Genomic DNA, 22110 nt, shown 5'->3' with positions numbered 1-22110 from the left:
GCTTTCATCTCATTATTTATAAGTAAGAACGAACAACGAACGAAAAATGAAAAAATACATATTTTCGCTTGTCTGTCTGTGCTGTGCATTATTGCCTGCTACTGAAGGACAAGCAGCTCAAGATGAACATCCTGAATTACGTAAATCGGATGCTAATATTATCGGGCATATTCTTGATAAGAATACAAAAGAACATTTACCCTACATGACGATTACCTTAAAAGGTACGACTATTGGAACAGTTACTGATGTAACCGGGCACTATTTTTTGAAAAATCTTCCTGAAGGAAACTTTGTACTTGAAGTAAGTTCTGTTGGTTATAAAACAGCCACTAGGAACGTAATATTAAAGAAAGGTCATACTTTGGAAGAAGATTTTGAAATAGAAGAGGATGCGGTAGCATTAGATGGTGTGGTTGTATCTGCTAATCGTAATGAAACTACCCGTCGTTTGGCTCCGACATTAGTAAATGTAATAGATTTGAAAATCTTTGAAAATACAAATTCTACTACATTAGCACAGGGATTAAGCTTCCAACCGGGTGTACGTGTTGAATCGAATTGTCAGAACTGTGGATTTCAACAAGTACGGATCAATGGTTTGGATGGTCCATATACACAAATTTTGTTGGATTCTCGTCCTATATTTAGCTCTCTCTCTGGTGTATATGGTATTGAACAGATTCCGACTAGTATGATAGAACGTGTAGAAGTAATGCGTGGAGGAGGTTCAGCTTTGTTTGGTTCATCAGCAATTGCAGGTACTATTAATATTATTACTAAAGAGCCAATTCGTAACTCGGGTATGCTGTCACATACAATTACCGGTATCGGAGATGGCGATGCGTTTGACAATAACACTGCTCTGAATGCTTCACTTGTAACGGACGGTCAACGTGCCGGATTATATATTTTTGGACAGAATCGTCATCGTTCAGCTTATGATTATGATGGTGACAGCTACTCGGAAATTCCTAAATTGCATGGACAAACTATTGGATTTCGTTCTTTTTTGAAAACGAGCATTTACTCAAAACTAACATTTGAGTATCATCATATGGAAGAATTCCGAAGAGGAGGAGATTTGTTAAGTCGTCCTCCTCATGAAGCAAATGTTGCAGAGCAGACTGAACATTCTATTAACGGTGGTGGATTAAAGTATGATTATTTCTCTCCGAATGAGAAACATCGTTTCAATGTTTTCGCTTCGGCTCAGCATATCGATCGGGATAGTTATTATGGAGGTAAACAAGATTTGGATGCTTATGGAAATACTACAGACTTAAATTGGGTAGTAGGTTCTCAATATATTTATACGTTTGATAAATGCCTTTTTATGCCTTCTGACTTGACGGCAGGAGTTGAATTTAATCAGGACCGTTTAGAGGATCATATGTGGGGATACAACAGGCATACTAAACAGAACGTTGATATCTATAGTGCTTTCTTGCAGAATGAATGGAAAAATGATCATTGGGGAATCTTGATTGGCGGGCGTTTCGACAAACATAATCTGATTGATCATCTAATTTTCAGTCCTCGTGCTAATTTGCGCTTCAATCTAACGAAGGATATAAATTTTCGTGTAAGTTACTCTTCCGGTTTCCGGGCACCTCAGGCGTTTGATGAGGATTTACATATTGAGAATGTAGGTGGCAATGTAGCGATGATTGAGCTGGCAGATAACTTGAAAGAAGAAAGGTCTAATAGTTTGAGTGTTTCAACTGATATTTACCATCGTTTCGGAGCTTTTCAAATGAACTTTTTGATAGAAGGATTCTATACAAAGTTATCTGATGTTTTTGCCTTGACAGATGGAGAAGTAATAGATGGAGTCCTGAAACGTACACGTTACAATGCTCCCGGTGCACAAGTAAAGGGAATGACTTTGGAAGGGAAAATGGCTTATCTGAATAAATTTCAGATTCAGGCTGGAGTAACTTTGCAGCAGAGCCACTATGATGAACCGCACGAGTGGAATAAGGAAGCGTCGAAAGTAAGAAAAATGATGCGTACACCAAATACCTATGGTTATTTCACAGCTACTTATACTCCAATAAAACCTTTGTCTATTGCATTCTCAGGAACTTATACAGGTTCTATGCTAATTCCTCACGAGGCAGTCCCGGGTTTTCTGGATGCTCCGATAACAGTTGATACCAAAGATTTCTTTGATATTAGTTTGAAAGCTGCTTATGATTTCAAGCTTTATAAATCGATGGATTTACAAGTAAATGTCGGTATACAGAATATCTTTAATTCTTATCAGAATGATTTCGATAAGGGACCTGATCGGGATTCCGGTTATATTTATGGTCCTTCATTGCCCAGAAGTTTCTTTGCAGGAGTAAAAATCAGTTATTGAAATGAATAAGTTTTAAAAAGATGGGCTGAAAGTTGAGGTATTAATCTAACCTTTTTGATTGCTTAGGTTAATAAACAATTATACAGAGTTTATTTATCTTATTTACGCTACAGTTTTTGTTCTACTATAATGGAACGAAAGCTCAGATGTACTTTAAATTATTAATATGTAGATGAGACAAAATTAATCTTTCCTAATGAGGGACTAATTACTTGAATAACTTAAAATGGAATGTCCGACCTGTGAAGGCCGGACATTCCATATATTTCAAATGTGGCTACGTATTATACGTGTGACTAATTAATTCTAATTTTAATATTGCAAAAGTATAAGGCGTTAACTAATTTTTACAATTCCTCATTATGGGTATAATATTGTGTTGAAGTCACAATAAATAATGAGAATGGTACCTTTGCAACCAGTTTGCATTTATTTCTCCCTACTTTTGTGAGCAAAGAAAAAGAAGAATATGAAAGAATATCGTTATGAATGTTTCTCGTTCTTGATGCTGATAGGCGGGATTTTAGCTTCTCATTTTGAACAAAGTTGGTTTGCCGCAGAACATGTTAGATTAATCTGGTATCTCATCGCAATATTACCTGTAGGGTTACCTGTTCTTAAAGAAGCATTAGAGTCATTGAAAGAGAAGGATTTTGCCAATGAGTTTATGTTAATGAGTCTTGCTGCTATTGGAGCCTTTATCATAGGCCAATATCCGGAAGGAGTTGCTATAATGTTGTTTTATGCTGTTGGTGAGAAATTGCAGGATAATGCAGTTGATAAAGCACGTGATAATATTCGTGCTTTATTGGATATGCGTCCTCAAACAGCTTCTGTATTGAGGGAAGGTGAGTTACAAATTGTAACTCCGGCTGAAGTGCAGATTGGAGAAACGATTGAGATAAAGGTAGGCGAACGAGTACCTTTGGATGGCACATTGCAGAATGAGTCGGTTCTTATGAATACAGCCGCTTTAACGGGAGAGAGTGTTCCTCGATTTTTTAAACAATCAGAGGAGGTATTGGCAGGTATGATCCCTTCGGATCGTATAATTCATCTGATAGTAAACAGGTCAGCAGATCAGAGTGTTTTATCACGTGTTTTGAAGATGGTGGAGGAAGCGGCAGAGCGTAAAGCTCCGACTGAAGTTTTTATGAGGAAGATAGCCCGTATTTATACGCCTGTAGTTATGGGAATAGCTTTATTAATAATGGCTTTACCTTTTTGTTATAGTTTATTACAACCTACATTTAGTTATGTATTTGCCGAATGGCTATATAAAGCATTGGTATTCTTGGTAATAGCATGTCCTTGTGCGTTGGTGGTTAGTATTCCATTAGGATATTTCGGAGGTATTGGAGCAGCTTCTCGCAGAGGTATCCTGTTTAAAGGAGGAAATTATTTGGATGCCATAACAAAAATTGATACGGTAGTATTTGATAAAACTGGGACATTGACTACCGGAAAGTTTAAATTGGATAAAGTGATTGGAATCGTGGCTGAGGAGGAGGTTTTGCAGTATATAGTTTCAGCAGAAAGTCAAAGTAATCATCCGATGGCAAAGGCAGTGATAGAGTATGCCAGACAAGAAAACATTCCGATTTTACCAGTCGAATTTTCAAGAGAAATGGCAGGTTATGGTTTGGAAACAAAGATAAACGGGCAGCAGATAATGGTTGGTAATTATCGCTTGCTGGATAAATTTCATATAACGTACCCCATTGAGCTACGTTCTATACCTGAAAGTTTGATTTTGTGTGCCCGTGACCAACAATATATAGGTTATGTTGTATTAGTAGATGAACTGAAAGAAGATGCACATCAAGCTATTCTGGATCTAAAGAAATTGGGAGTCCGACAAATCGAAATATTATCGGGAGATAAGGATGCTCTTGTACAGAGTATTGCTCGAAAATTGGGAATTGATAAAGCTTATGGTAATTTATTACCTAGTGGGAAAGTGGAACATTTGGAGGCATTGAAACAGGAAGGGCGTCAGGTTGCTTTTGTCGGTGATGGTATCAATGATGCTCCGGTATTGGCTTTAAGTGATGTAGGAGTGGCAATGGGAGCTCTAGGAAGTGATGTTGCTATTGAAACAGCAGATGTTGTGATACAAAATGATCATCCCTCTCAGTTAGCAACGGCAATAAAAATTGGAAAATATACTCGCCGTATTGTCTGGCAAAATATTACCTTTGCATTTGTTGTTAAGATTATTATTCTTATTCTGGGTACAGGTGGACTCGCTACATTGTGGGAAGCTGTATTTGCAGATTCTGGAGTGGCGCTTTTAGCCATTTGCAATGCAATGCGTATCGGAAAATTACTAAAATAAATGATGAAGGAAATGAATTCAAATCAAGTTTATATAGAACGACTGGAGAAGAAAAATATAAAACCAACCTCGATGCGTATTTTGATTTTGCGTGCGATGATGGATGTGCCTTATGCAGTTTCATTAGCGGATTTGGAAGATAAATTAGATACAGTCGATAAATCAACGATTTTTCGTACTTTGACTTTGTTTCTGAGCCGTCACCTGATACATGGTATTGAAGATGGTAGCGGATCTTTGAAATATGAGGTTTGTAGTAGTGAGTGTGAATGTAGTGTAGATGATATGCATACACATTTTTATTGTGAAAAATGCCATCGTACATTTTGTTTTAAGGGAATACAAATTCCGGTTATTGATTTACCGGAAGGGTTTATGATGGAGAGTATTAATTATATGGTGAAAGGAATTTGTTCAGATTGTGTAGGAAAAGAAGATATCTCTTCCTGTATTTAATTCTTCTTTATTTCTTTTTTATGTGATGTTGCCAAAGGTAGAGGGGGGTGAGATAGAAAATCCCTATTAATAATAGAATAACAGGCCTTTCTCATTATTAATGGGTTATTATCTGATATATTTTTTGATATTTTAAGATTTTAGCTTATTTTTGTAGGTATCAAAACAAACATAGTTTAGTAAATATGAAAAATTTAAGGTACCTTTCTTTGGGAATTATTGGCTTGATACTAGCCTCATGTGTAGATGAGAAGAATTTGTATAAGCAGGATGGGGAAACATCAAAAGATGAACAACTTGGTTTGTCCTCGGATTTTAATCTAAAGACAGTAAAAAACATTTCAATTACTGCACTCAATGGGGATGGAGAACCACAAAAGGATGTAAAATTCGGAGTTTTTATGAGTCAGCCTTACACTGGTGAAGGGGGCATTTCTATAGATCCGGTATATGTTGGATATACGGATGTTTCGGGAAAATTGGATGCGAAAGTAGTAATAGCAAATAATATTTCAACAATTTATGTAGCTCCTCTTACAGCTGGTTACGGTCAGGTGCAGGAAGTGAATGTTCAAGATTTTATTTCATTAAAATTTCGAGGTGTTGCTTTTCCTCAATTAGCTACTAATGTTCGTGCCACTACTTCTATTGAGATTCCTGAAACTTTTACTAAGGTTAGTGGATTGTATGAATTATATGTGCCTTATAAAAATGCGGAGGTTGATAGAGATGGTATTCCGGTTCAAGACGGTTGCTCTTTGGTATCTAAAGAATTACTGTCTACTGCTTTGATTAATCAGATTGATAGCTGGTATCCCGAACAGGAAAATGTTCAGCAAGCAGACCTTTCTAAAAATTCTGATTTGAGGGTTATTGATGTAAATGGAGCTGAGGTTTGGGTGACTTATGTGGGTGATGGAGGTTTTTATGTTTCCAATCAAGCAGTTTATAATTCATTATTGTATTATAATTATAAAGAAGGAGAAATAAATAGGCATGATGATATTGATAAGCTACATATGACTATGTTACTTCCTAATACAAATCAGATCCAATGTCCATCCGGGTTGAAGGTTCAGTTGCTTTATTGGAATGGAACTGAATATAGTACGGTGTTTCCAAAGGGAACACGTATTGGATTTGCTGTAGCACGAGCTGGTTTTAAGAAAGATGGCACGTTTATAACGGAAAAGAATGCATATTCTTTTAAAAATAAGATATACCCAATTGTGAATGGTGATGTGTCTGGAATGTATTATTCTACTCCGATGCTGAATGCTTGGGGCAAAACTCAGGCTGTAACTCGTCAATTGGGTTCTTATAACTGTTGTGTGACCGGTTTTGATATTCGTCCTTTTGGTGATAGTAAATCTGATTATGATTTCAATGATGTGATGGTGAAAGTGACAGCTAGTCCTGTGGAGGCCATTGAGCCTGGTGAAGATATTCCGGTTGAAGAGGAAGTGACTGTTAATGAATCTATTCATGGTACATTAGCTTTTGAAGATCAATGGCCTAATCCCGGTGATTATGATCTAAATGATTTTGTAGTGAACTATACTTATAGTGTAGTTAAAAATACTGATAATAAAATTACGGATATCAAACTACGTTTAAAGCCAATAGCTAAGGGAGCGGTTGCTTATACAAAAATAGGTTTTGGAGTGGAATTACCTTTAGCAGAGAATGATATTGAGGTTGCAAAGGTGGAAGGTGCTATCTTGGAAAGTGGGAATGCAAAAGCTACTTTCGTTGTATGGGAAGATGTAAGTGAACTCTTTCCAGATGCGAATGGCTTTATAAATACAGAGAAGGGATCTGATTTTGTTTCAGCAGAAGAGGTCGTTGTAAGCATCCCCTTGAAAGTTTCGGTCAATAATCTTTCTTTGATGAAATTCAATCCGTTTATATTTGTCAATGGGCGTTCCAGGGAAATTCATTTACCGGATTTTGCTCCAACGTCTAAAATGGATAGAACATTACTTGGAACAAAGAAGGACTGTTCTGATGAATCAAAAGGAATTTTCTATCGAATGGAAGATATGTTTTGTTGGGCATTGGATTTTCCTCGTGCTTCTGCGAATGAACCCGCTTGGAGATATCCCAAAGAGAGATCATCTGTGGTAAAGGCCTATAAAAGATATAATGAGTGGGTGACTAATAAGACAGATTTATCTTGGTTTGATTCTACAATTTCTGGAAACGTGAACGAGGAGGAATTGTATTAAGTACGGTATAATTATTTTTTAAGTAAAAGGATTATCTTTCACGAGGTAATCTTTTTTTTGAGTGATAAACGTGAAAATTGAACATGAACTTGTTGGCATATCGATGTTTACATAATCGCATAAATTAGGTATGGATTGCACAAGCTTGATGAATATTGATGAGCTATTCATGAGATTTGTGAAATCCACGCCTAGAAATAGGTATGATGTAACTTTTTACATATCCCCTAAGATTCAATAGTTTAACTTTAAAATTTAGATGTATGAATCTATAAGTAAATCTTTGTATCTTAATGATGGAAGAGGCGGATACCTGTAAACGCCATTGCCATATTATATTTATCGCAAGTTCCAATTACATGGTCGTCACGTACTGAACCGCCCGGTTGAGCAATGTAGCTGACTCCACTTTTGTGAGCACGTTCGATATTATCTCCGAAGGGGAAGAAAGCATCAGACCCTAATGCTACACCAGTCATAGTATCCAGCCAAGTACGTTTTTCTTCGCGAGTCAGTATTGCTGGTTTTTCAGTGAAGAATTGCTGCCAAACTCCATCTGCTAATACGTCATCGTGATCCTCAGAAATATATACGTCAATAGTATTATCACGATCAGCTCGGCGAATTTTATCAATCCAGGGTAAATTCATTACTTTGGGGTGTTGGCGCAAATACCAGATATCCGCTTTATTCCCAGCTAGACGGGTACAATGGATACGTGATTGTTGACCTGCACCAATACCGATTGCTTGTCCGTCTTTGGCATAACATACTGAGTTAGACTGAGTATATTTCAGTGTAATTAAGGCAATAATTAGATCACGTTTTGCATCAGCCGGAATTTCTTTGTTTTGTGTGGGCATTTCTTTCAATAGACTTTCATCGATTTTCAATTCATTTCTACCTTGTTCAAAGGTAATGCCAAATACATCTTTATGTTCGATAGGAGCAGGACGGTAAGCTGGATCTATCTTGATAACATTATAAGTTCCCTTTCTTTTATTTTTTAGGATTTCCAGTGCTTCAGGAGTATAATCCGGAGCAATTACACCATCAGATACTTCACGATTGATGATACGAGCTGTTTCTTCATCGCATGTATCGGACAATGCGATAAAGTCTCCATAGGATGACATACGATCAGCACCACGTGCACGTGCATATGCTGTAGCTAGCGGTGATAGTTTGACATCATCTACAAAATAGATTTTCTTAAGTGTTTCGTTCATTTCTACAGCTACGGCAGCACCAGCCGGACTGACATGCTTGAATGAAGCAGCAGCTGGTAGTCCAGTTGCTTCTTTGAGTTCTTTTACTAACTGCCAACTATTAAAAGCATCCAATAAGTTGATATATCCAGGTCGCCCATTCAATACTTCGATAGGAAGTTCGCCTTCTTTCATGAAGATACGTGCTGGTTTTTGATTAGGGTTACAGCCGTATTTTAATTCGAGTTCTTTTGCCATAATATGGAATTAATTATGAAATACTGATTACAAATTGATAGCGACAAAATTACTAAAAAAAGCATATTCTTCCTAACCCCTTGTGTATTTAGTAAGAGATAATTTAGTAATTAGTATTTTGTAATAAATCAAAATACCTATAAATAGTGATTGTGTACCCGCTAAATAATGTGTTTCTTTGTAGGCATTAATATTAAATAGGTGTAGATGGATAACTTACAGAAATACAAGCCAACAGATAAGATGATTGATCTCATCAGTGATAACTATTCCTTGTTACAAGTGATGAGCCGTTTTGGACTTTCGTTAGGTTTTGGCGACAAAACGGTCAAGGAAGTATGTGAACTTAATAGGGTAGATTGCCGCACTTTTTTGATAGTTGTTAATTTCATGGCAGAAGGATTTTCTCGTTTAGATGGAAGTAATGATGAGATTTCCATTCCTGCACTGATTGATTATTTGAGACAGGCGCATCTCTACTTTCTTGACTTTTGTTTTCCTGCAATTCGTCGTAAATTGATTGAAGCTATAGACTGTTCACAAGATGACGTGGCTTTCTTGATTCTTAAGTTTTTTGATGAATATACGAGGGAAGTACGTAAGCACATGGATTATGAGGAAAAGACTGTATTTAAATATGTAGATGCGCTACTACTGGGCAATGCTCCTAAAAATTATCAAATTAGTACATTCTCTAAGCATCATGACCAGGTAGGTGAGAAGTTGACAGAGCTCAAAAATATTATAATTAAATATTGTCCTGCTAAGACGAATGTAAATCAACTCAATGCTACACTTTTTGATATCTATGCTTGTGAAGAGGGATTAGAATCACATTGTAAGGTTGAAGATTATATTTTTGTTCCTGCTATTCTGAATTTGGAAAGGAGAATAAAAAAAAATGAAAAATAACGAAACCGTCCGAATTGCAATTGCTGAAAGCTCTGTGATTATTCGTAGTGGATTGACAGCGGCTTTGAAACGCCTTCCTAATCTGAAAATACAGCCGATAGAATTATTATCTGTTGAGGCTCTACATGATTGTTTACGAACGCAATATCCTGAAATGCTGATTGTAAATCCTACATTTGGCGATTATTTCGATGTAAATAAATTCAGGCAAGAAACTTTTGGGAAGAAAATGCGTTTGATAGCTTTGATTACTTCGTTCGTGGATGTGACTTTATTAAGTAAATATGACGAATCTATTTCTATATTTGACGACCTAGCAGTACTTTCCCAAAAGGTTCATGGGTTATTGAATGTGAGTATAGAGCAAGAGGAAGTGGATAGTCCTGATACATTGAGCCAACGAGAGAAAGAAATTGTGAATTGTGTAGTAAAAGGTATGACGAATAAAGAAATCGCTGAAAAACTATTTTTGTCTATTCATACTGTCATTACTCATCGTAGAAATATCAGTAAAAAACTTCAGATACATAGTGCGGCTGGTTTGACTATTTATGCTATTGTAAATAAGCTGGTTGAATTGAGTGAAGTAAAGAATTTATAACTCAAAAATAATGTTATAAAATATAAACTTGTTTGTGGGCACAGAGATTCTTTCATATATTTGCAGTGCAGTTGTGAAACTGTTATTAGTTTATAAGGTAAAGAAAAGATTTTTTAGGTATTTATATTAATTATGGTAATAGATTTAGTTTTCATAGGATAAGTTTTAATAGAAGGTAAAAGGTAGTAATAAGGTAAGGAAGTTTTGAGGTAAAGGGAAAGAACGTTTTTAGGAAAAAGAGGAAAATTAAAGAAAAGCCATAAGGCTTTTCTGATGCGGGGCGAGTGATTCCATCTAGGGAATTGGCTCGTTTTTTTGTTGTTAACTTTGAAGATATGACGGGGCTTGCATTAATTATAAAAATGATAGCTCTTGAAGACAACTTGCTCTTTGTACATATATATGGTTTCACTGGGGAGGTGACAGCTGGCAGATGAATATTTGCTGAAGCACATTATGATTTTAGAATAAAAACAAAATCCCGGCGAAATCACTTCGACAGGACTTTATTTCATTTTTACTTAAATGTGGCTACGTAATAAAATTATGACTAATTAATTCAATTTTGATACTGCAAAGATAGATTGTTTTAATTTGTGTCACAATCCCCTTTTAAAGGTATACTGTAAAGTAACTCTCATCATTTATAGTTACTATAGGTTGATTATTACCCTTTTTTCCATTTTTTTGTTTCAAAATCGTAGGATTTGATCACTCTAGCCGGACTTCCGGCACAGACAGAATAAGAGGGAATGGAACGAGTAACAACACTTCCGGCTGCTACTATACAATGTCTTCCTAAAGTTACTCCAGACAATATAACTGAATTGGCTCCTATCCAAACATCATCTTCAATAATGATGGGCTGAGTACTGACTCCCTGTTCATCAATTAACTTTTCTACATTTTGAAAATTATGATTAAGACCACTGATTGTTATATTCTGAGCCAGATTTACATGATTTCCGATACTGACTGGCCCAATAATTGTATTTCCTAATCCGATACGAGAGTAATCACCGATGATAATATCACCAACTGCATTATTCAAACAGCAGAAATCTTCTATTACGGAATAACGTCCTAAAGAAAAACGCTTGAAAGGAGGAAGATCTTTACGGACGCTACGATATATAATTGAACCTTTTCCACATTTCAAATAGGTGAAATAGAATAATCGAATCCACCAATTAGGGCGTGTCTTGACTGAGTGCATAATAAAGCGATGGATTATCTGTTTCAGAGCAGGATGTTGTTTGATTCGTTGTTTTAAAGTTATCGTTTTCATATTAAAAGTTTTTTTCTTTTTTTCTCTTTAACTAGATAATCAGGTATTGCCAGACTGTATGTAATTGTAAGCCCGAATAATATTATCCACCATTTGAATGATTCTCCAAAACTATAGACTGTCATCAATAAAGTCCAAATATTGACACAGATATATAATTTAGTTGGAGATGGAAGTAGCTGTTGGATTATTCGGTTACAGAAATTCCAATTTCCTTCGAAAAGAGAAGATAAAAAATATGAAAGAAATTTTCTAGTTCTTTTGCGATAGGGATGAGCAGGAGTTGAATTGCAATATACTATTGCGTCGGGTAAATATTCAATATATATATTCTGTCGGAATAATTTTCGCTCTAGATTCGTTTTAGACGTTTTTAAGTTGTTTTGTAGCCAAGTCAAATCAATAGCTATATTCGTTCCATATAAATTAGATGAAAAACCAAGTTGAGTATTTCCAGTTCTAAATAAACTATTATTTATTTCTTCGCATAAAGCTTGTATATATTTTTGAATTCCTTTATCGATCTTTTATCACGGTATGTAATTGAATAACTTTTATTCCGGCATCATATACATTACAGACATTTTCGAAAAGGTGAGGAGAGAGATTGTCAGCAACGCTGGAGAGAAGGATTACTATATCATACTGTTCTTTGTCCAATGAATAAACGGTTTCCTGTAAATTTTTATATGCGATTAATTTGTATGATGCTTTCTTGTCAATATCATTAAAGAATTGATTTTCTTCGGGGATAAGGATGACGCAACGATATTTACATTTAGTTTTAGAATATTGTATGCGTTTGCCATGGGAAGCAATAACAAGAATAAACCAATATATCAATATAACTCCTGTGCAAAGCAGTAGTAAGTCGTCTATCATATAAACAAAGGTATTCATAAGTAGAGGGAATTATACATTCTCTTTTTGTACAAAGGCAGTGACTGTTTTCAGAATTATTTTCATATCCAATCCAAATGAAAAGCTTTTTGCATATTGGATATCCAACTGCTTACGTTCTTCTGCAGATAGTTTGCCAGATTCACCTCTTTTTTCTACTTGCCATAGTCCGGTAAGTCCTGCTGGTCCCATAAAACGATCGATATGTTCGTCACTGGTCAGTAGCTCAGCTTCGTAAAGCGGGAGAGGACGGTTGCCAACAATAGACATATCACCTTTCAAAATATTAATGAGTTGTGGTAATTCGTCAATGCTATATTTACGAATGAAACGTCCTACTTTAGTTATTCTAGGGTCATTTTCCAGTTTTACGAAAGCGTTATTTTTCTCTTGGGATTTCTGGTGGATATAATTTTCTTCGGAAATAACAAAATCGTCGGACACTAAAAGAATTTCTCCAAAATTTTCTTCTTTAATATCTGATATTTCTTTTTCCTTATTTTCTTTTGTTACTACATCTTCCTCTTGCTGATATTGATTTAGAGTATTAAACTCCTTTAAGTGTTTGTCCGCATCAGTATACATTGAACGGAATTTTAGAAAGTCGAATATTTGATAATTGCTTCCGACGCGCTTAGATTTATAGATAATTTGCCCTTTACTTTCCAACCGGATAGCTAATACTGTTACAATTAAAAGAGGAGAGAGAAATAATAAAGCCATGCTGGAGAAAATAATATCAAAAATTCTTTTCCATAAAGGTAAATGGAAACTATATTGATTCTGAGTTTTAAGCTGTAGATCCTTTATTTTTTGTTCTTTTCTACGATTAAGGAAAGTAGATAGAGTAATAAATGTATCACGAGTTGTTTCGTGCTTGATAGTGTTATTTACACCAGCTTTTAGATATTTTGCTCCTTCTTCCTGAGTGATGGCGTTAATTACTAGTACCATATAAAGCCCCGGATATTTCTTACGTATATAAGAGATGTTTTTAATGTCTTCGGAAGTGGTGGATTGCTCAAAAAATAATACGGCATCATATTTCTCATGAATATTGTCTAGTATACTAAATGCCTTTTGGCAGGTAGGAACAGCACAAAATACTCCTATACTTAGTTTTGAGAACAATTCTATCGTTTTATTATTTTTTCCTATGTAAACGAAATATTGCATGATATTACCGTGGATTAATCTATAATCTTTTTGATACGGATTTTAAGTTCTAGCGGATTAAAAGGCTTCAATATATAGTCTTCAGCTCCTTCTTCCAGAAGTCTGATTCTTTCTGTAGTACTTTCTTCGCTGGATAACATGACGATGGGTATTGATTTGAATAGTTCGTTGGTTTTCATGTAGTGTAAAAATTCATCTCCCATCATAAAAGGCATACGAATATCTGAAATAATTAGATCCGGTAGGTTGCCTTCATTAAGCCATTGTATTGCTTTTAATGGGTTCTCTATGTAGGTAAAATCATAATCTTTGCCTAAATATATTCCAGCCACTTTTCCAATGGTTTCTTTATCATCAACCAATAATATTTTCTTTTTCATATAAATACAATTAGAACCGTTTTTTAATGTTTGTTTTGTCCTTCGGTTTTAAATGGATAGATTAAGTACTTTTGTCATATTTCTATGATCTATGCAAATATAGCTATTATTTTGAATATTCTTTCAATCTGTGTAGATAAAATTCTGAAGATTGCATCATTAATGCTATTTATTTGATATTAAGGGTACGAATTCCTTTCATTCAGTTAAATTCGTATCCTTATATTAAGAACTAAAGTTAGTTTTTATTAGTTTGAAAAACTTTTGTTTCGTTCCAGTCATTCCACCAGTTTTTATTTCCTGCACCACCGCTGGTTACCCAATCATTAAATTGGTTATAAGCTGTTTTAATATTGACATATTCCAATGGCCATTTAAAGTTGGTAGGAACAATGATTCCCCAAGCAAGATTTTCTTTACTCAAATAGTATTTTTTAGCAGAAATAGAGCTGGCATCATCATTTCCTCCAAATGAACTAACATCTGCTAGTTGGGTAGGTTGGTAACCTGCTACATGGATTTCTCTACGATTTGCAGCATTCCCATCGGTAATGATAAAAATATTCAATTTGTTAATATTAAAGGCATCAGCTGGTAGAGTTGGTTTATCAAATTCTATAGAAAAGCTATAGTCTTTGTTTTTTTGACATTGTTTGAATGACCGGAAATAGTGTTTATCTGTATATACCGATCTCTTCCCAATGCTTTATGGGCATCGTCAAACAATGGAACTACTGCATATTTTTGTCCCTTTTCTATATTATAATTGTTTAAATTGAAGTTTTTAATAAGAGTATTATCATCATCATCGTCGTCATCGGCAAAATCTACCTCTTCTGTAATATCACTTGCAAGAACTCCGTCAAACATAATAGCGGCACCGATTTTCTTTGTGGCCCCAACGGCACTCAATTCAATCTCGAGTTCGAATTCTTCAACTTTATTATCGTGTTTTGATAATTTTAATTTCCTTTTTTTGATAGTCATAACGATGTCATTCATATCGTAATCTCCATATAAAGGCCATTGATCTTCGAACAGATAACTATAGTTACGATTATCTTCTAGCTTTATAGGGAATTGCGGGTCTTTGGGGGCTGTTCCCGGATCTGGAACTTCTGTTATTTCACTACATGAAGTGATGATTGTTTTAGAACCATTTGGTATATATAATTTAACTGAATTATCCATTATATAAGCCTCTTTTGAAAATTTTCCTTCTGGACATTCAATATCTAAATTACCTTTAAAATAGGTAGTCCATCCAGTAGAAATGCTTTCGGTTGCTTTTAATAATGAGCGAGTCCCTTCTGAATCAGTTTTGATGGTAGAGTCAGTAATGGTGATTTTTTCCGCTTTTATCATTGAACCATTATTTATTTCAACAGTAGCTTGTCCACTACCAAGAGTGAAAGAAGGGATAGCTATAATATTGTTTCCATCTATACCTCCTGCAAGAATCCCTTTATTCATTATAATTTTTCCATTAGTTCCTGAAAGATTAAAGGATTCTTTAGCATATAAGCTACAGTTATTTGTAAAAGTGGGATTTCCCGCATTAGTTATTTTAAGGGCATTAATTGTTCCATCATTAGTTCCAATTCCTCCTATAATGAATGTTGGGGTATTAACGACAGCTCCATCTCCATTGTAGAACAACTGCATGCTATCTTCTGAATTTAATTTTAAAGTACCATTTTGAATAGTAAATCCACCGAAATTGGAAATGAGCCCTTTTGTGAATACTGTAAATTCTTGTAAACCTATGGACTTGCCTGTGATAACAACACTAGCTTTAGGAGCATTGTACAAAGTACAATTTGAATTAAGATCCTTCATACTATTTACATTGACTGTTCCGAAATTTTTCATCAAGGTTTTTGTTGCTAGTCTTAAGTCATTTCCGACTAAACTTCCTCCGGATTGAATAGTCAATGTAGAATTATCACCTATTAAAAAGGAATCAAATTTACTGATATTGAGTTTACCTCCTTTTAATACAATAATATTGGCACTTTGGACCATGTTGTGAGGAGGAGTCCATTCACTTTCTACAAATATAGTAAATATTCCGCTATATTGGCTATTGTCATTTATGTTTCCTGTAAAAGAATTTTTTATTATATAACTTTTTCCTCCTTCTAAGTGATGATTATCTTGATTCCAGTTGGTATTACCAACCAGTTCAATAGCTCCTGTTGTGTCATAAGTTTCTTCTGAATATTTTTCAGGGAGCTCATTAGTACGAGTATTCGCTTTTAAAGCTCTTACAGTTTTTACAGACAAGTCTTGTCTATCTCCGATAGCCAGCGTGTTAACGGATACTCTACCTTTGGGATCTGTTTTACGGATATATAGATAAGTAATACCTTGTGGATAAATAACTTCTTGTGAAAAAGTCTGTCCAGGTTTAACGGTCCCTTTGGCTAATACATTGTAGTCAGAATTTGAAAATGGGTTTGCATCTAATACTTCGACCAAAGAATAATATTGGGCATCTTCATTGTCAGCTTCCACACTGACAGTAGTAGTTTCAGTCATTGACCAATCAAAACCATCAGGAGCAACAAATTCGTCTCCCATTGGATTAGGCATTCGATAAGATGAATCATAGAAATTTTTATCGGAATCAACGCAACTAAACAAAGTGCTTACAATTGCTATCGCAATAATGGATGCAAATAGGATAATTCTTCTCATACTATTGTAGATGTTTGATTGTTTGTTAATTAGTTTGGTACAAAGATACTTGTATATTTTTAAATAAAGATGTATTTATTGATTTTTTTGTTTGTTAGAACAATATATTACTTTTTTAGTTTCAATTTTAGCTTTAAAAAGTGAAAGCCCTTTGATTTTTTCTTTATTATAGCGCATAAAATAGAAAAAATCAAAGAAGATAATTGTCTATATGATATATACTTTTATGACTTAGTAATTTCCCCAATTAGGCATGAATCCATTTTATTGCGAATCTCCTTGTTGGGTAATTCGTGTCCCAATAAAAACATTAATTTAGTAATTGCACATTCCGGAGTGCTATCATAACCACTGATAACTCCTGCTTCTAATAAATGCATTCCAGTTTCATAACGTTCCATTTCTACAGCTCCGGAGGAGCATTGTGTAATATTTACTATAATAATTCCTCGTTCTGTTGCCTCTTTTAATTGCCTGATAAACCACTCTTTTTGTGGTGCATTTCCTGAACCAAATGTTTTCAGAACAACAGCTTTCAGACCAGGGACATGGAGTAGGGAAGTGACTATCTCTTCTTGAATACCAGGGAAAAGAGTAAGTATAACAACGTTGGTGTCAAATAAATAATGCGGTTTGAGTGGTTTGTTTGGATCTGGTTTGCGAATAAGGTTAGGTTCATATTTAATATGAATACCTACTCGTGCCAGTGGGGGGTAATTGAAAGAACGAAAAGCATTGAAATTTTCAGCGTTTATTTTGGTTGTACGGTTACCACGCATTAAGTGATTCTCAAAGAAAATACAGACTTCAGGGACAATAGCCGTACCGTCAGTATGTTTTGCTGCTGCTATCTCAATTGATGTAATTAGGTTTTCTTTTCCATCTGTACGTAATGTTCCAATAGGGAGCTGAGAGCCTGTTAAGATCACCGGTTTACTCAGATTCTCGAGCATAAAACTTAGTGCAGAGGCAGTGTAGGCCATTGTATCTGTCCCATGAAGGATGACAAAACCATCAAAATCATCATAATTGTAATTGATAATCTTGACTAACTTGGCCCAGTAGACAGGCTCCATATCCGAAGAATCAAGAGGAGGATTAAATTGATAAGAAGAAATACGGTAATTGAATCTTTTTAATTCGGGAACATGCTTGAGCAAGTGGTCGAAATTAAAGTTTTCCAAGGCACCAGTTTCGGGATTTTCTATCATTCCGATAGTACCACCTGTGTAAATTAACAAAACGGATGGGGCATTTACTCTCATAATTGACGGATCTTTGTTAAATGGCTAACAAAGATATAGATTTATCATGAATAATAGATAGTGAATGATGTATTTGTTGGTAGTTTACATTATAATGTTATAAAAATGAATATTTATTCGTATATATACTGCGAATTAAAAGAAAAAACTACAGAAATAAATCATTCACTATTTGTCATTAGGGGTATATTTTTATTTGAGTGCTTCTTTTAAGCGAATGATTGCTTTCTCAGGATCTTTTTCTTCTTCAAGTAAAGTTACGAAACGACTACCGATAATAGCTCCGGAAGCATGCTTACAAGCTGCTTCGAAAGTTGCTTTATTGGAGATTCCGAAACCTACCATCAAAGGATTATTCAAATGCATATCTTCTATCTTTTTAAAATAAGCCTTTTTTTGTCCATCGAAATCTTGCTGGGCACCAGTCGTAGCTGCCGACGATACCATATAAATGAATCCATCTGTATGTGTGTCGATTTCTTTTACTCGCCCTTCACTTGTTTCAGGAGTAATAAGCATAATCACTTTGATGTTATAACGTTCAGTTATGATACGATACTGTTCCTGATAGTCTTTGAAAGGTAGGTCCGGAATAATAACACCGTCGATGCCACATTCTACACACTTTTGGCAGAAGTTCTCAAATCCAAATTGCATGATTGGATTTAAATATCCCATTAATATGAGTGGTATTTTTACATCCTGACGAATATCACGTAGTTGCTCAAAAAGAATTCTCAGAGACATGCCATTACGTAATGCCTGAGTGGCAGCATTCTGAATGACAATCCCGTCAGCCATAGGATCACTGAATGGAATCCCGATTTCAATCATATTGACACCTTGTTTCTCGAGGGTACGGATTACATTGGCAGTACTCTCTAAGGTTGGGTTGCCTGCACAAAAATAAATGGAAAGTAAATTCTTCTTGTTACTGCTGAAAAGTTGGTTTATTCTATTCATGACTTTGATTATTTTTGATTGATTATATAGTTTCTAATTTATGGAGAAATTCCTGAATGCGCTTCGTATCTTTTTTCCCCGGTTCCAATTCAAAACGGCTGTTGATATCGTAACCTGCTAAACGTGGATGTTTGAATATTTTCAATAACTGAATACTATTCATATTGATACCTCCGCTTAGAAGAAATGAAGTCTTCCCATTATAGGTACGGAGAATATTCCAATCGAATTGTGAACCGGAACCACCGTACTGTTTACATTTAGTGTCGAATAGGAAATAATCACAGACTTCTTCGTATTTGCATACATTTTCCAAATCTTGGATATTGGCTATAGAGAAAGCTTTGATAATTTTTATTCCGTGAGTAGATAGGGAACGGCAATATTCGGGTGATTCGTTGCCATGAAGTTGTACATAGTTCAGTCCGAAACGATCAGCATAAGTAGCGATAACTTGTTTGTCTTCGTTTACAAATACTCCGACACGTTGAGAGTGAGTTGGCAAATAGGAGGGTAACTCATATACAAACCGGGGAGATTGAGGATAGAAGATGAAACCTATCATATCTATACATCCAAATTCTTCCAAGCTTTGTATATTCTCAGCTTCTCGCATACCGCATACTTTGATTATTTTTCTATTTACCATGATACTATTTGTTTTGAAGATCAGGGATTATTGAATTGATTGTATAAAACTTTGTAGAGTTTCTCCAGGTTGTGGAGTTTTCATAAATGTTTCTCCGATCAAGAAACCATGGAATCCATATGCTTGAAGTCGTTTTACTACTTCAGGTTTAGAGATACCGCTTTCCGAAACCAACACTGTATCTTGAGGAAGTTGTCTGGCCAGACGGAAGGAATTCTCAATATCAGTAATAAATGTTCCCAAATTACGGTTATTGATACCTACCATATCAACCTCATTATTTATATATGATAATTCTTCGATACTATGAATTTCTAACAAAACTTCCAGTCCCAATACATGCGCCTGTTCTGTCAATTGCTGACATTTGTCTTTTTCTAGTGCGGCAGCGATGAGAAGGACTGCATCTGCACCGACAATCCTTGCCTGATATAATTGGTATTCATCAATGATAAAATCTTTTCTGAGAATTGGTATATCGACTAAAGGACGTACTGTACGAATGTCTTTCAAAGAGCCACCAAAAAACTTTTCATCGGTAAGTATCGATAATGCGGAAGCACCTGCTGCAACATATGAAGGAACAATCTCTTTCGGACAGGCCTCCTGCTTGATCCATCCTTTTGAAGGTGAGCGGCGTTTGAATTCAGCAATAATGCCTGAACTGGAGGAAGATAAAGCTTGCTTCATGGAACGTGCCATCGGAATATCCCCGATACCTTCTTGCAATTGTTCGAGTGATATCGTTTGTTTTTGCAGATCAACTTCGAATCGTTTGTTAGCTATGATTTCAGATAATATATCTTTCATACGAGTTTTATTTATTTAGTTCGATAAATTTTTTGAGGGTTGCTAGTGCCCTTCCGCTTTCCAGTGATTCTTTAGCAAGAGCAATGCATTCTTCAATTGTATTTTCAGGGCAAATCACATGAATAGCAAAAGCTGCATTGATCATTACTGCATTTTTCTGTGCATTTGTAGCTGTATTATTCATTACACTGTCAAAAATATTTGCAGCATCTTCGGGAGTTTGTCCACCATCCAGTTCTGCTTCGGTGCATCGGGAAAAGCCAAGACTTTCCGGAGTATAAATTTTCTCGTGATTACAGGTGGCAACTTTAAATTCGTTAGTCAGAGAGATTTCATCGTATCCATCCAGACTATGAACTACTGCGAACTTTGTTTTACTTTCCTGATAAGTGTAAGTGTAAAGACGTAGCAAAGGTAGATTATAGACACCCAATAGTTGATAAGCAGGAAGTACAGGGTTAACTAATGGACCGAGCATATTGAAGAAGGTACGTACGGCTAGTCCTTTACGTACAGGTGCAACAGCTTTCAGAGCCGGATTAAATAACGGTGCATGTAGATACGCGATGTTACACTGTTCAATGCTTCGACGTAATTGATCTACATTGCTTGTGAATTTGACTCCATGTTGCTCCATTACATTACTAGCTCCACTGACAGAAGTTGCTCCATAATTACCATGTTTTACAACAGGAAAACCTGCTCCGGCTACAGTAAAGGAAGCGGCTGTAGAAATGTTGAAAGTGTTTTTTCCATCACCTCCTGTACCCACAATGTCTATTGGTGAAAACTCACTTAAATCAACAGGAACACGCATTTCTAACAAAGCATCGCGGAATCCGCATAATTCTTCTACAGAAATATTACGCATCAAAAAGACAGTAATTAGTGAAGCGACTTGTACATCATTATACTTTCCTTGTGCAATATTTTGTAAAATAGTGCGAGCTTCGTTGCGTCCTAGATATTGATGTTCAAAAAGTTTATATAGAATCTGTTTCATAAGTTTGGCTATTTAAAAAGTTCTTGATAATTTCTTTACCTTGTGGAGTTAGTACGGATTCTGGATGAAATTGAATTCCATGTACATCATAAGTTTTGTGGCGTAGTGCATGATCTGCCCTTCTTTACTTTCTGCTGTGATTTCCAGACAGTCGGGGAAATTATCACGACTGACTACCCACGAGTGGTAGCGTCCCACAGGTATTTCTTTCCCTAAGTGTTGAAATAGAATATCTTCACGAAGGATGGATACCGGAGTCTGTACTCCATGATACACTTCTTTCAGGTTTTCCAAATGGGCACCGAAAGATTCTCCAATGGCTTGATGTCCCAAGCAAACTCCCAAAATACTTTTAGTTGGTGCATATCTTTTGATAATAGGTAGTAATAATCCGGCTTCCTCTGGTATTCCCGGTCCGGGAGAAAGGATTATTTTATCGAATTGTTCAACTTTGTCAAGAGATATCTGGTCATTACGAAATACTTCTATGTCTAGAGCACCAAGCTCTTTTACAACATGTAAAAGGTTGTAGGTGAAAGAATCATAGTTGTCTAAAAGTAATATTTTCATTTTTCTATTTTATTTTTAAAGTTGATATCTTAAAATGAAG

General features: G+C 35.5%; 15 protein-coding genes and 3 pseudogenes. 6 read left to right on the top strand and 12 right to left on the bottom strand.

The window, feature by feature from the left end; translation table 11 throughout:
- Window positions 1–46 precede the first annotated feature (46 nt).
- From JCM17102_RS10510 to JCM17102_RS10495, 4 genes are all read left to right on the top strand, one after another.
- Window positions 47–2365, top strand: a complete 2319-nt coding sequence (locus tag JCM17102_RS10510) for a TonB-dependent receptor (RefSeq protein WP_025075079.1) — start codon at window positions 47–49, stop codon at window positions 2363–2365.
- A 469-nt stretch (window positions 2366–2834) separates the two neighbouring features.
- Window positions 2835–4703 (top strand): heavy metal translocating P-type ATPase, encoded by a 1869-nt coding sequence (locus JCM17102_RS10505; RefSeq protein WP_025075078.1) that lies wholly within the window; start codon window positions 2835–2837, stop codon window positions 4701–4703.
- 12 nt (window positions 4704–4715) lie between these two features.
- Entirely contained in the window at window positions 4716–5159 is a 444-nt protein-coding gene (locus tag JCM17102_RS10500) for a Fur family transcriptional regulator (RefSeq protein ID WP_025075077.1), read from the top strand.
- Window positions 5160–5344: 185 nt separating this feature from the next.
- Complete coding sequence (locus JCM17102_RS10495) at window positions 5345–7387, top strand: LruC domain-containing protein (RefSeq protein WP_025075076.1); 2043 nt, start codon at window positions 5345–5347, stop codon at window positions 7385–7387.
- 290 nt (window positions 7388–7677) lie between these two features.
- Here JCM17102_RS10495 and JCM17102_RS10490 read toward each other — a convergent pair whose 3' ends face one another.
- Entirely contained in the window at window positions 7678–8853 is a 1176-nt protein-coding gene (locus tag JCM17102_RS10490; RefSeq protein WP_025075075.1) for a phosphoribosylaminoimidazolecarboxamide formyltransferase, read from the bottom strand.
- Window positions 8854–9060: 207 nt separating this feature from the next.
- Between JCM17102_RS10490 and JCM17102_RS10485 the strand changes: the two genes are divergently transcribed.
- Both JCM17102_RS10485 and JCM17102_RS10480 read left to right on the top strand, forming a co-directional pair.
- A complete protein-coding gene (locus JCM17102_RS10485; protein WP_025075074.1) occupies window positions 9061–9765 on the top strand; it encodes a hemerythrin domain-containing protein in 705 nt (234 codons plus the stop codon).
- The gene (locus tag JCM17102_RS10480; RefSeq protein ID WP_025075073.1) at window positions 9755–10366 is read left to right on the top strand and encodes a response regulator transcription factor; all 612 of its coding nucleotides are present in this window, start codon (window positions 9755–9757) and stop codon (window positions 10364–10366) included. The genes JCM17102_RS10485 and JCM17102_RS10480 overlap by 11 nt, the downstream gene beginning before the upstream one ends.
- A gap of 667 nt (window positions 10367–11033) precedes the next feature.
- Here JCM17102_RS10480 and JCM17102_RS10470 read toward each other — a convergent pair.
- The 11 genes and pseudogenes from JCM17102_RS10470 to JCM17102_RS27135 all read right to left on the bottom strand — a co-directional run bounded on the left by JCM17102_RS10470 (window position 11034) and on the right by JCM17102_RS27135 (window position 22070).
- The gene (locus tag JCM17102_RS10470; protein ID WP_033886737.1) at window positions 11034–11654 is read right to left on the bottom strand and encodes an acyltransferase; all 621 of its coding nucleotides are present in this window, start codon (window positions 11652–11654) and stop codon (window positions 11034–11036) included.
- Window positions 11651–12554: pseudogene (locus tag JCM17102_RS27145) on the bottom strand (glycosyltransferase family 2 protein). Before JCM17102_RS27145 ends, JCM17102_RS10470 begins: the two are co-directional and overlap by 4 nt.
- Before the next feature lie 12 nt (window positions 12555–12566).
- Window positions 12567–13730, bottom strand: a complete 1164-nt coding sequence (locus tag JCM17102_RS10460) for a sugar transferase (RefSeq protein ID WP_025075071.1) — start codon at window positions 13728–13730, stop codon at window positions 12567–12569.
- A 14-nt stretch (window positions 13731–13744) separates the two neighbouring features.
- Entirely contained in the window at window positions 13745–14110 is a 366-nt protein-coding gene (locus JCM17102_RS10455; RefSeq protein WP_025075070.1) for a response regulator, read from the bottom strand.
- A gap of 238 nt (window positions 14111–14348) precedes the next feature.
- Window positions 14349–16810, bottom strand: a pseudogene (locus JCM17102_RS27140) (LruC domain-containing protein).
- Window positions 16811–17034: 224 nt separating this feature from the next.
- Window positions 17035–18075 (bottom strand): asparaginase, encoded by a 1041-nt coding sequence (locus tag JCM17102_RS10445; RefSeq protein ID WP_025075069.1) that lies wholly within the window; start codon window positions 18073–18075, stop codon window positions 17035–17037.
- 192 nt (window positions 18076–18267) lie between these two features.
- Complete coding sequence (gene trpA, locus JCM17102_RS10440) at window positions 18268–19038, bottom strand: tryptophan synthase subunit alpha (protein ID WP_025075068.1); 771 nt, start codon at window positions 19036–19038, stop codon at window positions 18268–18270.
- A 22-nt stretch (window positions 19039–19060) separates the two neighbouring features.
- On the bottom strand, window positions 19061–19687 hold the full coding sequence (locus JCM17102_RS10435; protein ID WP_025075067.1) for a phosphoribosylanthranilate isomerase: 627 nt from the start codon (window positions 19685–19687) through the stop codon (window positions 19061–19063).
- 27 nt (window positions 19688–19714) lie between these two features.
- The gene (trpC, locus tag JCM17102_RS10430; RefSeq protein ID WP_025075066.1) at window positions 19715–20497 is read right to left on the bottom strand and encodes an indole-3-glycerol phosphate synthase TrpC; all 783 of its coding nucleotides are present in this window, start codon (window positions 20495–20497) and stop codon (window positions 19715–19717) included.
- A 7-nt stretch (window positions 20498–20504) separates the two neighbouring features.
- A complete protein-coding gene (gene trpD, locus JCM17102_RS10425) occupies window positions 20505–21500 on the bottom strand; it encodes an anthranilate phosphoribosyltransferase (RefSeq protein ID WP_025075065.1) in 996 nt (331 codons plus the stop codon).
- A pseudogene (locus JCM17102_RS27135) lies at window positions 21481–22070 on the bottom strand (anthranilate synthase component II). Before JCM17102_RS27135 ends, trpD begins: the two are co-directional and overlap by 20 nt.
- Between the last annotated feature and the right edge of the window lie 40 nt (window positions 22071–22110).

The organism is Bacteroides faecichinchillae JCM 17102 (assembly GCF_000614145.1).
GTDB lineage: Bacteria > Bacteroidota > Bacteroidia > Bacteroidales > Bacteroidaceae > Bacteroides > Bacteroides faecichinchillae.
Note: the sequence above shows the minus strand (reverse complement) of the source record. Positions and strands in the feature narration are given on the sequence as shown.

Excerpts from the sequence above, each read along its gene's own strand:
- JCM17102_RS10510 (WP_025075079.1), top strand. The coding sequence starts at position 47 with ATGAAAAAATACATATTTTCGCTTGTCTGTCTGTGCTGTGCATTATTG.
- JCM17102_RS10505 (WP_025075078.1), top strand. The coding sequence starts at position 2,835 with ATGAAAGAATATCGTTATGAATGTTTCTCGTTCTTGATGCTGATAGGC.
- JCM17102_RS10500 (WP_025075077.1), top strand. The coding sequence starts at position 4,716 with ATGAATTCAAATCAAGTTTATATAGAACGACTGGAGAAGAAAAATATA.
- JCM17102_RS10495 (WP_025075076.1), top strand. The coding sequence starts at position 5,345 with ATGAAAAATTTAAGGTACCTTTCTTTGGGAATTATTGGCTTGATACTA.
- JCM17102_RS10490 (WP_025075075.1), bottom strand. The coding sequence starts at position 8,853 with ATGGCAAAAGAACTCGAATTAAAATACGGCTGTAACCCTAATCAAAAA.
- JCM17102_RS10485 (WP_025075074.1), top strand. The coding sequence starts at position 9,061 with ATGGATAACTTACAGAAATACAAGCCAACAGATAAGATGATTGATCTC.
- JCM17102_RS10480 (WP_025075073.1), top strand. The coding sequence starts at position 9,755 with ATGAAAAATAACGAAACCGTCCGAATTGCAATTGCTGAAAGCTCTGTG.
- JCM17102_RS10470 (WP_033886737.1), bottom strand. The coding sequence starts at position 11,654 with ATGAAAACGATAACTTTAAAACAACGAATCAAACAACATCCTGCTCTG.
- JCM17102_RS10460 (WP_025075071.1), bottom strand. The coding sequence starts at position 13,730 with ATGCAATATTTCGTTTACATAGGAAAAAATAATAAAACGATAGAATTG.
- JCM17102_RS10455 (WP_025075070.1), bottom strand. The coding sequence starts at position 14,110 with ATGAAAAAGAAAATATTATTGGTTGATGATAAAGAAACCATTGGAAAA.
- JCM17102_RS10445 (WP_025075069.1), bottom strand. The coding sequence starts at position 18,075 with ATGAGAGTAAATGCCCCATCCGTTTTGTTAATTTACACAGGTGGTACT.
- trpA (WP_025075068.1), bottom strand. The coding sequence starts at position 19,038 with ATGAATAGAATAAACCAACTTTTCAGCAGTAACAAGAAGAATTTACTT.
- JCM17102_RS10435 (WP_025075067.1), bottom strand. The coding sequence starts at position 19,687 with ATGGTAAATAGAAAAATAATCAAAGTATGCGGTATGCGAGAAGCTGAG.
- trpC (WP_025075066.1), bottom strand. The coding sequence starts at position 20,497 with ATGAAAGATATATTATCTGAAATCATAGCTAACAAACGATTCGAAGTT.
- trpD (WP_025075065.1), bottom strand. The coding sequence starts at position 21,500 with ATGAAACAGATTCTATATAAACTTTTTGAACATCAATATCTAGGACGC.